Raw genomic sequence first — 12657 nt, forward strand, 5'->3', positions numbered from 1 at the left:
AATGGCCGGGGTTTATAACGTTGGACGGAACAGATCAAAGCGCTGTTCATCGCTGATCCCGTAATAGGCCGATGGCCCGCCGGCACGAAGGATTGGCTGTGCGCGACTGGTCTGGTAAATGCCTTCGTCAAGCAGTTGTCTGTCGATATGCACCTGCACGACTTCCCCGAGTACCAGCCAGGTTTGCAGTGCATTGCCGCCCGCGTCCTGCAACCGCACACACTGAGTTAACCGGCATTCAAAATGCACCGGACTTTCCGCGACCCGCAATGCAGACACCTGTTGGGAAGGCAGTGTGTTCAGCCCCGCAAAGCGAAACTCATCCTTATCTGCAGGCAAGGGGGCAGAACTGGCATTCATCGCTTCAGCCAGTGGCCGGGTGGCCAGATTCCAGACAAATTCACCGGTCTTATCAATATTGGCGACACTGTCTTTCCAGCCGGTGCTTGAGAAGCCAATCAACGGAGGCGTGTAATTAAAGCAGTTAAAAAAGCTGTACGGTGCCAGATTATGATTACCCTGCCCGTCATGTGAGCTGATCCAGCCAATCGGCCGGGGGCCGATAATGGCATTCAGTGGGTCGTGCGGAAGTCCGTGGCCATGACGGGGCTGGTAGGTATAACGATCGGTGGACATCGATTACTCCTAATTGAGTTATCCGGGAACAGTGAAAAATAATGTGCAGAGTGCAGTGAGACCCGTCTCTCCGCACTGTGAACCGCCAATGCTATGTTACCGGGTTTCTGCCAGCTTCTGGCGACGGCGTAGTTGCGGAAACATCACCATCCATAATCCCACGACCACAATGGTACCTATACCGCCCAGTACTGATGCCGGGACCGCACCAATGGCACTGGCCATGACTCCGGTCTCAAACTCGCCAAGCTGATTGGAGGTATTGATAAACACAGAGTTCACTGCATTGACCCTGCCCCGCATTTCATCCGGGGTATCCAGTTGCACCATCGCACCACGAATCACCATGCTGACCATGTCAAAGCCCCCCAATGCTACCAGCGCCAACAGTGATAACACCACATTATGAGATAAGGCGAAAACCAGGGTCGCCAGACCAAATCCAGCGACACAGCCAAACATAATCATCCCGGTGTGCTTCTGAAAACTGGTACGGCTTATCCAGATACCGGTGATCAATGCCCCCACAGACGGCGCGGCGCGTAAGGCTCCCAGGCCCCAGGCTCCGGTATGCAGCACATCATGAGCAAAAATGGGAAGTAATGCCGTAACGCCACCTAATAACACCGCAAACAAATCTAAAGAAATCACACCCAGCACATCTTTGCGTTTGAATATGAAATCCAGCCCGGCAAACAGATTTTTAAACGTCATCGGCAGGGCTTTCACGGCCTCGCGTTCATAACGCAGGTTCCGGATAAACAGTAATGAAATGACATAGGCCACTGCCGCAGTACCGTAAGCTGCCAGCGGCGAGATAACATACAGTATTCCCCCGGCCATTGGGCCTGCAATGACCATCGCTTCACGAAAGACCTGGGTGGTGGCCATTCCCTTTGGCAATAACCCCGCAGGTAACAGCGCAGGCAACAATGACGTCATCGACGGGCTTTCGAAAGCACGGGCCAGAGAGAACAGAAACACCAGGGTCAGCAGTAACGTGGTGCTGTCGGCAGCAAAAAACGGCAGCAAAGCCAGACCCACGACCGATAACAACTCCACCGTCTGACCACCGATGATAAGCGTCTTACGGTTGTACTGATCGGCCAGATGGCCGGCGGGGAGTGCCAGTAATACCGACGGTACAAACTGCATCAATCCAATCATCCCCAGCATAAAAGCACTGTGGGTCATGGCATAGAGCTGCCAACTGACGGCCAGAGAGATAATCTGAAAACTGAGTGTCGAACAGGTTTGCGCCACTAAATAACAACGGAAGCCATGATGATGAAAAATACGTGACGAAGGCTCTCCGGAGGAAGAGTCCATAGCAAAACTCCAGATTAATATGCAGGATTATTATTAGCAGGCAAGAATAACGCATCCATTCATATAAACTAAATAACAGAGCTGCATAATTTATTCTGTCACCGCACAAATTGGCGAAAACTCAGCTACCGGGATCTTATTACCGTGTTTTTTTCACAATTTCCTGACTAACCGGGCATTTCAGCTATGCTTAGACGGTGTCTGATAACCCTGGAATAATTATGGAGAAGCAGCATGAGCAATGATAATAAACCTAAAATAACAACTACCGACGCCGGGATCCCTGTAGCCAGTGATGAACACTCTTTATCGGTCGGTCCGGACGGTCCGTTGGTATTGCATGACCATTATCTGATTGAACAGATGGCAAACTTTAACCGGGAACGGATTCCGGAACGCCAGCCTCACGCCAAAGGCAGCGGCGCATTTGGTACCTTTCAGGTCACCGAAGATGTCAGCCAATATACCCGTGCTGCTCTGTTCCAGCCAGGTGTCAAGACCGACGTAGTGATGCGTTTTTCTACCGTGGCCGGTGAACGTGGCAGCCCCGATACCTGGCGAGACCCACGCGGGTTTGCGATTAAATTTTATACCACTGAAGGTAATTACGATTTAGTGGGAAACAATACTCCGGTTTTCTTTATCCGCGACCCAATGAAGTTTCAGCATTTCATCCGCTCGCAGAAACGTCGTGCTGATAATAACCTGCGTGATAATGAAATGCAGTGGGACTTCTGGACGTTATCTCCGGAGTCGTCACATCAGGTGACCTGGCTGATGGGTGACCGTGGTATCCCTAAAAGCTGGCGTCATATGAATGGTTATTCCAGCCATACCTATATGTGGGTGAATGCGGCCGGCGAGAAATTCTGGGTGAAATATCACTTCAAAACCCACCAGGGCGTAGAGTGTCTCAGTCAACAGCAAGCCGATCAGTTGGCCGGGGCGGATGGCGATTTCCATGTCCGTGATCTGTTCAATGCCATCAAAAAAGGCGATTACCCGCAGTGGACGCTATATATGCAAATCATGCCATTTGATGAGGCTGAAAATTACCGGTTTAATCCTTTCGACCTGACCAAAGTCTGGCCACATACCGATTATCCGCTGATTAAAGTGGGTACTCTGAGTCTGGACCGTAACCCGACTGATAACCATGCACAGATTGAACAGGCGGCGTTTGAACCGAATAATCTGGTGCCAGGCATCGGCCTGAGTCCGGATAAAATGCTGCTCGGTCGGGTATTTGCCTATGCGGACGCTCATCGTGCCAGACTGGGCGTAAACTATAAGCAAATCCCGGTCAATGCTCCACAATCACCGGTACACAGCTACAGCAAAGATGGAGCGATGCGGATGACTCCGGTGAGCGATCCGGTCTATGCTCCTAACTCAAAAGGTGGGCCAAAGGCGGATGGTCAGAACTACCCAACCGACTCGTCCTGGCATACCAGTGGTGATCTGGTACATCAGCCTTATTCACTGCATGCGGAAGATGATGATGTGGGCCAGGCCAATGCTCTGATTAATCAGGTCATGGATGATGCGGCCCGTCAGCGTCTGGTCGACAATGTCAGTGGACATCTGCTCAATGGCGTCGAAGAACCGGTGCTTTCACGGGCATTTGACTACTGGCGTAATATTGACAGCGCAACAGGTGACAAGATTGCCGCGAAGGTAACGGCAGCACGGGCCTCTGGTAAAAAATAGACCGTCACCCTCCGGCCGACCGTCAGTCTCCGGCCGGGGGAATCGTCTCGTTATCCAGTAAGCGAATACCCTGTTCACCGATTTCTGCCGATGACTCTGAGACACAAACCCACTCTTCAACCCGCTCACTGAGTTGCGTTTCGCTTAGCCGGTTTTTCCCCTTCATGGCACATTCCCAGATAATCAGTACCGTCCATCCCTGCTGGTGTAATTTCGCCAGGTTCTGCTGATCACGCACCACGTTGCGACCAATTTTATCCCGCCAGAATTCGCTGTGGGTAGCCGGCAGTTTATATAAACCACAGTGGTGACGATGCCAGAAACAACCATGGGTAAATATGATTTTTTTTCTGTCTGGTAATACAAAATCCGGACGACCCGGCAGTTCCCGGACCTGCTGAGTTACCGCAATCTCCAGCGAGTTTAGCAACTGCAACAGTTGCTTTTCTATGCGGGTCCCCTGCGGACGTATAGCACGCATATTTTTGCTACGGGTGGCGGAATCGTGAACATCGGCCATGATGATCCTCCGGGTCTGCAGTCTGCCAGCGCGGCTGTAAAAGAGAGCAGCGCTGTATATAAAATAGCTTAAAAACTTAAGCCTCTTAATCTGCCTGTTGTGCACAGCAAGGTATATCAATGGGTTAGCGCTTAAAAATCACCTCAATGATTAAGTCGCTTAAGGTTTTCCTAACCTTAAACGTTCACAATATAGCGAAAATAGCCCTGTCAGGTATGATGAAAGTGAATATGCAGGATACCACGTTGTCAAAAGATCTGACGTGTTTCACCCCCTCAGATGATTTATTACAGCCGTGGCGGAGCAGTTAATGAAAATACTGATTGTCGAAGATGATACTTTGTTGTCGCAAGGCCTGATCATTGCGATGCAGGACGAAGGATACATCTGTGACGGCGTGACGAATGCACGCGATGCTGAACAGAGTCTGAAAGTGTCTCAGTACAGTCTGATGATACTCGATCTTGGGCTGCCGGATGAAGATGGCATTCATCTGCTCCTGAGACTGCGCCGCCAGAAGGTTAGCCTGCCGGTACTTATTCTTACGGCCAGGGACACCCTCAGTGACCGGATTATCGGACTGGACAGCGGCGCTGACGACTATCTGATCAAACCTTTTGCACTGGAAGAGCTAAATGCCCGTATCCGTGCGTTGATCCGTCGGCATAATAACCAAAGTATTAACCTGCTGACGGTAGACGATCTTTCGCTGGATACCACTCATCGCCAGGTGTTTCGCGGGGAGGAATTACTGGAACTGACGCCCAAAGAGTACGCTTTGTTGGCCAGACTGATGATGAAAGCGGGCAGCCCGGTACACCGTGAAATCCTGTATAACGATATCTATAACTGGGGTAATGAACCTTCCACAAACACGCTGGAAGTACACATTCATAATCTGCGCGATAAAATCGGCAAAAAACGTATTCGTACCGTACGCGGCTTCGGCTATGCGTTACTTAAATAAGCGCAAAATCTAGTGAGGCTTAGGCAATCTTGAAAAAAAAACCTAAACCAACCACCTTACGTCGTCGGCTACTGATATCCCTTGGTGCCATTTTATTGTTTTGCCAGGCCATCTGTGTCCTGTGGTTGTGGCATGAAAGTAAAGAGCAGATTGATCTTCTGGTGACAAGCGTACTGCAACATCGGAATGAACAATCGCATGTCGAGAAGGAGATTCATGATGCGGTTGCCAGTCTGGCCCTCCCCAGCCTGATTATGATTTCTGTGGCCTTACTGCTGTGCTGGCAGGCAGTAAAGCGTATTACCCGGCCACTTACCGAACTGCGATTTCAGCTGGAAAAACGGACTGAATTTAACCTGCAACCGATTGAATATCAGAGCGCCATTCTGGAAGTGGATGCCGTTATTCATTCGATAAATGATATGGTCGAACGGATGACCGCTACCCTGGCGCGTGAGAGGTTATTTACTGCCGATGTGGCCCATGAGCTCAGGACCCCGCTGGCCGGATTGCGTTTACATCTGGAACTGATCGCCAAACAGCAACATATTGATATGTCTGCTCTGATTCTGCGCCTCGACCAGATGACCAGTAGTGTTTCGCAACTTCTGCAACTGGCACGTATCGGCCAGTCGTTCGACGCGGGGAATTATCAGCAGGTTCCTTTGGTCAGTGCTGTCACTGAGCCACTGCGTGACAGCTTGCTGACCATGATTAAGTTACGCCACCAACACCTGATACTGCCCGAACAGCCTGCGGATTATGAGGTTAAAGGCGACCCGACTCTGATTCAGCTGGTGGTTCGTAACCTGGTGGAAAATGCCCACCGGTACAGTCCGGAACATACGACTCTGCAGGTCAGTGTTCAACGAGTGACCGTGGAAAATGGCAGCCCGCAGATTGAACTGGCAGTGGAAGATGAAGGCCCGGGCATTGATGAGAGCAAAGCCGGCGAACTCAGTAAGGCGTTCAGCCGGATGGACAGCCGATATGGCGGCATTGGACTGGGGTTAAGCATTGTCTCCCGTATCTGCCAGTTGCATGGCGCCAGTTTTTATCTGGCTAACCGCACCGATAAACAGGGATGTCGGGCAACAGTCAGGTTTAACGGCCCGGCGAGTCGGACAGACTAATAACTGCTGAACCAGACCACCAGAAACATCGCCGCCACACACAGACTAAACAATGTGGCACTTAATTCAGAAAATGAAACAGCAATGGCTTTGTTCATTATACTCTCCTGTCTTGTTTGTCAGGAGAGTATCGCCACTAAAAATTAAGAAAATATTAAGGGGACATAAAACTTCTGTTGGCTATCCGAATTAGCGTCCCGAAAATTCCGCTTTGGCTTTTGCCAGTTGCTGCATAAAAGCGGGGGATGTGTGTAATGTGGCAACAATCGCCGAAGCCACTACCCGTGCAGCATCCACATCACTCTGCCAGTGATAACCACAAATGACCCGGCTTTGGCCCAGTTCATAGCCACGTTTCAGAATCTCATTCTGCCGCTGTGGATTAATTTCTGCCAACACCAGTGCAGTTGCCCAGCCGATGGAAGTATGCCCGGAAGGATAAGATCCGTTAGTGGACAGTTCCCCCTGCTGACGGGTATTACAGGTGGCCACCTGGTAGAAAGCAAAAGGCCGGATCCGCATATAATATTGTTTAGCTGAACGCGTCGCCAGGTCACCGGCATCTTCGATCATATTGGTCAGTAGTTTGTGCAGTTGAGGGGTATCTTTTGCCGTGATATTGCGGCCAAATGCCGCCGAAAATGCAGTAGCAATGCCACCACTGTCCAGATTGGCATCCTCTGCAGCCTGACGTCCGCGTGGCGTATTTCGCAGTAAACGACCCTGCTCATACATGGCCTGATCGTTTAAAAAAGCAATACTGCCGATAGCTGGCGGAGGTGGCAACAGAGCCAGACTATCAATAGACTGGCTGTTGGTAAGGTAATAGAGATTGGGTTTAGTGGTGGCATCATCCCCTGCGGGGGTGGCTGCCACTGCTGCGGTAGCGCTGAAAAGCAAAGCGGAAATTAGTAACGCCGTGGTTTTTTTGATCATATTAAGTCCTTTTATTGATACATTCCCGAAGAAAGATAACGTTACCATGTCACATTTGCCCGGTTCTCATGTACCGATCACAGTTCATTACAACGGCTTTACCCCGCTAAAGAATGGCATTTATCTGCAAAATTAACTGGAAAAATCAAATTTTGTCACCCTCGGGAGTGATCAGTATCTGGTGATCGGTCAGTGTCATCCCCTGCCCGCTAAAATCTGCCACCATAAATGGCACAGTGCTGGCACCATCCAGTAAGCCTCGCAACGTGACAAACTGTGTCTTATGGCGGGTGTCAAGGCTTCCCCGGTGGTCGTGTCCATGAAAACTGGCAACCACCCGGTGGCGGGTTAGCAGGTCCGCGATTTGCTCGCCGTTCCACAGGCGATGGATACCGGCAGGCGCCAAAGGGAAATGGCCTAACACAATCACCTGTTGCTGCTGACGATGCGCTTCTGTTAACTGCTGTTCAATCCACAGATACTGCTGCTGACCAATCCCCCCATTCCAGGTTTGCGCCTGCGGTTCACGAGCAATAGTGAGAGCCGCATAGAACTGCTCTGCCTGGCGGCGTTCTTCGGGTTGTGCCGAAGTGGCATAAAAACTGATATCGTTACCATCCAGCGCCAGCAACCGATAATGGTCGGTCTGCAAGGCAAAATAATGCTTAGGTAGCGGCAAGGCTGGAGAATACTGCTCCAGTTGACGACTGATCACTGCCGCATCATGATTACCGGTGATAAACAAATGAGGATGTTTCAGCTGATCATAGAGCGGTAGTATCTGTTGATAATCCTGCCATTCTCGATCGACAATATCCCCCAGAGTTACGACCAGATCGAGATCCATCGCATTCAACTGGCTGAACAGTGCCGGGAGTTTTTTCAGCGCCGAGGGGTAATACAAGCCTTTGCCATAATCGGGGCTGATATCAGCAAACTGTGGATCGGCCAACAGAGCAACTCTTAACCGCTTCGGTTGTTTTTCTGTGACCTCTGGTAACTGATAGACTGGCGCGATATCTGCCAGCGCCTGGCGTTGGGCGGCACTTAACTCACACATGCAATACTCCGGTTAGCGGATCCCTGCCCGCATAAATGACTGAACAAACTGACGCTGAAACAGCAGAAACATCACCAGTAACGGTGCCGAAGTCATCAAAGTCCCGGCACTAATCAGCGCCCACTGAACCCCCTGTTCCGGCGCTGAAAACAGCTGTAACCCCACCGTCAGCGGTCTGACGTTAACAGAATCGGTGATCACCAGTGGCCAGAGAAAATCGTTCCAGTGGAAGCTGACAGACACCAGGATAAATGCGACATACACCGGAAAGGCCAACGGAACATATACCCGCCAAAGGATCATCATCCGGCTGGCCCCCTCAATAATGGCAGCCTCTTCCAGCACCAGCGGGATACTTTTGAACGTTTGACGCAGTAAAAAGATAGCGAAAGCTGAGGCAAAATACGGTAAAGCAATCCCGGTGAGGGTATCCCTGAGCCCCAGCGCGCTGATGGTTTTGTAGTTATTCAGAATCAGTACATCGGGGCTTATCATCAGTTGCAGCAGGATCAATGCAAAAATAAAGCCCCCGCCTTTTAACCGGAACCGCACCAGCGCATAGGCGGCCAGGGTCGCCAGCACCAGCTGTGCTGAGACAATCAGCAATACCTGTAAAGTGGTATTAATAAAGTACTGTGCAAAGGGTGCACTGTGCCAGGCGGTAACAAAGTTTTGAAATGTCAGTGGCGACAACAGACGGAAACTGGCCTGATCGCTGACCGGATGAAAGGCGACCCACACCGCAATGAGGAGTGGCAGCGCCCAGAACAATGCACCGGCCCCGATAAGTAAATTCACCAGCAGGGTCAGTCCGGAGCGGCGGGAAGCACGTCCGGAAACAGCTATTGATACCATGCGCGCTTGTCCATAAAACGAAATTTGAGGATGGCGACCGTTCCAAGCAGCATCAGCAGCACCATGGTCATGGCGGCCGCAGAGGCGGTATCCCAGAAGCTGAATGCCGTCTGATAGATATAAAACAACAGCAGACTGGTACTGTTATCCGGGCCACCATTGGTCATGGCTATCACCTGATCAACGATACGAAACGCATTCATCGTGGCATTGATCAGAATAAACAGGGTGGTGGGCATCAGCAGTGGCCACTGAACCCGCCGAAAAAAATATCCCCTGCCGGCACCTTCCACCCTGGCGACTTCTGCCAGCCGAGGGTCGATCTGCTGTAAACCAGCCAGGTAAAAAATCATAAAAAAACCTGCTTCCCGCCACACCGTAACAGCCATCAGGCAGTACAAAGCGCTATCCGGATCCCCGAGCCAGTTATGTGCCGGTAAACCAAACCAGGCCATTAGCTGGTTTAACAAACCCGTTTGCGGCGAGTAGAAAAACAGCCACAGATTGGCAATCGCCACCATTGGCAGTAGCGCGGGCATAAAAAATACCGTTCTGACCCAACCGTCACCTTTCATGCCGCGATTGACCGCCATCGCCATCAGCAATGCCAGTATCACCGAAGCCGGGATGGTAATCAGAGCGTATTTCAGATTGTTAATGAGTGACTGGCGGAACACATCATCACTAAACACCGACAGATAGTTGGCTACCCCGACAAACTTGCCGGGGGTTGTGCCGTGCGGAGCGCTTCTCAGGCTGTCCCACAACGTTGCCAGTGCGGGATAGTGGGTAAATGCCAGCAGAAACACCAGTGCCGGCATTAACAGCAGATAGCCATAGAGTTGGGTTCTTAAGGCCAATGATGACCGCAGTGTCCCGACAGAGCTGAGCGCGGAGGTTAACTGTGTCATTGGTAGCGCTTCAGTATCCGGTCAGCCTGCTGCTGGGCCGACTCCAGCGCCTGCGGGGCCGTTTTACTGCCGGTCACCACCGCTTCTGTGGCATGATTTAACAGCTGCTGAACCTGGACACTGTTATAGGTTGATAACTCGGGTTGTGAGTATTTCAGCTGATCACGGGCCACCAGCGCCTGAGGGAACTGTTTAACATATTCCTTCATCTGCGTGGTTTCCCAGGCCCCCGGAGAGGTCGCCACATAACCGGTAGCAATGCTCCAGCGGGCAGCCTGTTCAGGTGCCGAAACCCAGCGCATAAAACTCAAAGCCGCCTGCTGTTGTGCCGGAGTGGCTCCTTTAAACAGATAGAGGTTACCGCCGCCGGTCGGGCTGCCTCGCTGGGTTTTTTCCGGCAGCATTGCTACACCAAACGGAAATTTTGCGGTACTACGTACGGTGCCGAGGTTACCGGTGGTGGTGACCATCATGGCGGTTTTACCCTCGAGGAAATCCTGCGGCGTCGTTCCCCAGTTAATGGCACCTGGCGGAGAAATACCATATTGACTCGCCAGATCATGCATCCAGCTAAGTGCCTGAGCAGTTTGAGGAGTATTGAAAGTGACCGCCGTCCCTTTATTATTATCGAGCGTAGCGCCATTGGTGGCGGCAATCGCCTGTAATATCCAATAACCATTTGGCGTGGAGGGAAGTTCGATTCCCCACTGGCTAACCGTATCGCCCTGCTTTACTACCAGCTTGCGGCCAAATTCTTCGACCTGCTGCCAGGTTTGCGGGGGGGTATCCGGGTTCAGACCGGCACGTTTAAAGGCATCTTTGTTCCAGTACAGCACTACGGTAGAACGCTGGAAAGGGATACTCCAGACCTTACCGTCGATATGACGGATAAATGCCGGATAGAACCCGTTAATCCATTTTTTGCCTTCGGCATCATTCGCCAGATCAGACACGGGGATTATCGCGCCAGCATCTTTCAACGAATAGACCTCAATATCGCCTATCACTGCCAGCTGTGGCGGGTTACCTCCACGAAAAGCCGTCAGGGCTTTAGTGACTGTGGTCGCATAATCTCCGGTGTAGACCGGTTTAATCACAATATCCGGATGAGTCTTTTCAAAATCTGACACCAGCCCGTCAACCGTGGCGGTGATTTTTCCGCCGACAGCTATCGGGTAATACATTTGCAGGGTGACCGGTTCAGCCGCACAGGCACAACCTGCAGCCAGTAGTGCCGCCATCAGCGACAGACGTAATGGAGCCATAGTTTCCTCAAAGTGTCAGAGAATGAAAAAAGTTAAATTAAGTTAAGAAAACGCATGCAGAGCCATGCCCTGATCGGTGGTGGTCGCAGGCCCTGCAATCCTCAGACCGGTACGACGATCGAACCGGTATTCTGCCTGTGCCTGCCAGTCCAGCCCTGCCAGAGTGCCTGGCGTGAAATGACGAAGTCCGTTCATTTTCACGGTCAGAATCGCCTGACTGCCCTCCGGCTGACACTGGATTCGGGTATCAGCGCCCATGAACTCATGGCTGATAATGGTCACCTTCAGCCGACCCTCGGCGGGTGCCGTCAGTGTCATTGCCTCGGCCCGAAGACCCAGGGTGACAAATTCAGCCTCTGCTGACACGGGTGGAAAACAGCGCTGTGGGTGTACCAGCGACAAAGGAAACAGGTTCATCGGCGGAGCTCCGATGAATCCGGCAACAAACTCAGACGCCGGTTGCAGGTAAAGATCTGCGGGTGTTCCCAGTTGTTCGGTACGCCCCTGATTCATCAGCAGGATACGGTCAGCCATACTCATCGCTTCGGTCTGGTCATGGGTGACGTACAACATGGTCAGACCGAGTTTTTGTTGTAACTGACGGATTTCACGGCGCATTGTCTGGCGTAAACGTGCATCCAGGTTCGACAATGGCTCATCCATCAGGCAAAGTTTTGGACGGGCAATAATGGCTCTGCCAAGGGCTACCCGCTGTTGCTGGCCCCCGGAGAGCTCACCCGGCCGGCGGTCCAGATAATTTCCTAATTCCAGTAATTCAACCACTTCACTCAGCCGTTGCTGAAAGCTCTGTCTATCTTCACGCCGCGCCCGCAGTCCGAAAAGCAGGTTCTCACGTATGCTCAGATGTGGGAACAGTGCGTACGACTGGAATACCATGGCGAGTTTACGTTGTGAGGGAGGTAAGTGACCGACTTCCTGCTGTTGAAGATAAATCTGACCGTGGTCAGACGTTTCCAGTCCCGCGAGAGTACGGAGCAAGGTCGTTTTACCACAGCCCGACGGGCCGAGGATTGCCAGAAATTCGCCTTCAGCCACCTGGAAGCTCATATCATTGAGGATGACCCTGTCTCCCCGGGTGGTCTGTAACTGATGTAATACCAGGTAAGTCATAAAGATTTCCGACTAAAAAGATACGCAGCCAGGCTACGCGTATCTGATGTCAGACAAGTGAATATAAGATGTCAGTTTTATGACGGGTAAGACGTGGATAGTTTACAGAATAATACCTGCGACCGCAGGTCATTGGCGGTCGCAGAATTCCAGAGGAATAACACACTTCAGGAGTCACATGCCACCGACGGATGACCGGTGTGA

The 12657-nt window shown here is 51.6% G+C and carries 12 protein-coding genes; 3 read left to right on the forward strand and 9 right to left on the reverse strand.

Features of this window, described 5'->3' with window-relative positions; genetic code table 11:
- Positions 1-12 precede the first annotated feature (12 nt).
- Positions 13-636: a flavin reductase family protein gene (locus tag B3Z23_RS08885; RefSeq protein WP_294906992.1), complete on the reverse strand. Its 624-nt coding sequence runs from the start codon at positions 634-636 to the stop codon at positions 13-15.
- 96 nt (positions 637-732) lie between these two features.
- Complete coding sequence (locus tag B3Z23_RS08890; protein WP_294906995.1) at positions 733-1965, reverse strand: MFS transporter; 1233 nt, start codon at positions 1963-1965, stop codon at positions 733-735.
- Between the two features lie 234 nt (positions 1966-2199).
- Between B3Z23_RS08890 and B3Z23_RS08895 the strand changes: the two genes are divergently transcribed.
- Entirely contained in the window at positions 2200-3675 is a 1476-nt protein-coding gene (locus B3Z23_RS08895) for a catalase (RefSeq protein WP_294906998.1), read from the forward strand.
- 22 nt (positions 3676-3697) lie between these two features.
- On the opposite strand, the gene B3Z23_RS08900 is transcribed toward B3Z23_RS08895, so the two are convergent.
- Positions 3698-4195 carry a very short patch repair endonuclease gene (locus tag B3Z23_RS08900; RefSeq protein WP_294907001.1) on the reverse strand — a complete coding sequence of 166 codons (498 nt, stop codon included), beginning with the start codon at positions 4193-4195 and terminating at the stop codon, positions 3698-3700.
- Positions 4196-4505: 310 nt separating this feature from the next.
- Here B3Z23_RS08900 and pmrA point away from each other — a divergent pair, with 310 nt between their 5' ends.
- Positions 4506-5162: a two-component system response regulator PmrA gene (gene pmrA / locus B3Z23_RS08905; RefSeq protein ID WP_294907004.1), complete on the forward strand. Its 657-nt coding sequence runs from the start codon at positions 4506-4508 to the stop codon at positions 5160-5162.
- A 29-nt stretch (positions 5163-5191) separates the two neighbouring features.
- A complete protein-coding gene (pmrB, locus tag B3Z23_RS08910) occupies positions 5192-6295 on the forward strand; it encodes a two-component system sensor histidine kinase PmrB (RefSeq protein WP_294907006.1) in 1104 nt (367 codons plus the stop codon).
- A 189-nt stretch (positions 6296-6484) separates the two neighbouring features.
- Here pmrB and phoC read toward each other — a convergent pair whose 3' ends face one another.
- The 6 genes from phoC to B3Z23_RS08940 form a co-directional block, all read right to left on the reverse strand.
- Positions 6485-7231: an acid phosphatase PhoC gene (phoC, locus tag B3Z23_RS08915; RefSeq protein ID WP_294907008.1), complete on the reverse strand. Its 747-nt coding sequence runs from the start codon at positions 7229-7231 to the stop codon at positions 6485-6487.
- 145 nt (positions 7232-7376) lie between these two features.
- Positions 7377-8291 carry a metallophosphoesterase gene (locus B3Z23_RS08920; RefSeq protein ID WP_294907011.1) on the reverse strand — a complete coding sequence of 305 codons (915 nt, stop codon included), beginning with the start codon at positions 8289-8291 and terminating at the stop codon, positions 7377-7379.
- A 12-nt stretch (positions 8292-8303) separates the two neighbouring features.
- Entirely contained in the window at positions 8304-9146 is an 843-nt protein-coding gene (locus tag B3Z23_RS08925) for a carbohydrate ABC transporter permease (RefSeq protein ID WP_294907014.1), read from the reverse strand.
- Positions 9134-10057: a carbohydrate ABC transporter permease gene (locus tag B3Z23_RS08930; RefSeq protein WP_294907016.1), complete on the reverse strand. Its 924-nt coding sequence runs from the start codon at positions 10055-10057 to the stop codon at positions 9134-9136. The genes B3Z23_RS08925 and B3Z23_RS08930 overlap by 13 nt, the downstream gene beginning before the upstream one ends.
- Positions 10054-11322 (reverse strand): ABC transporter substrate-binding protein, encoded by a 1269-nt coding sequence (locus tag B3Z23_RS08935; protein WP_294907019.1) that lies wholly within the window; start codon positions 11320-11322, stop codon positions 10054-10056. Before B3Z23_RS08935 ends, B3Z23_RS08930 begins: the two co-directional genes overlap by 4 nt.
- A 42-nt stretch (positions 11323-11364) precedes the next feature.
- On the reverse strand, positions 11365-12453 hold the full coding sequence (locus B3Z23_RS08940; protein ID WP_294907022.1) for an ABC transporter ATP-binding protein: 1089 nt from the start codon (positions 12451-12453) through the stop codon (positions 11365-11367).
- Positions 12454-12657: the final 204 nt, after the last annotated feature.

The sequence above is a fragment of the Tatumella sp. UBA2305 genome (assembly GCF_002345795.1).
GTDB lineage: Bacteria > Pseudomonadota > Gammaproteobacteria > Enterobacterales > Enterobacteriaceae > Tatumella > Tatumella morbirosei.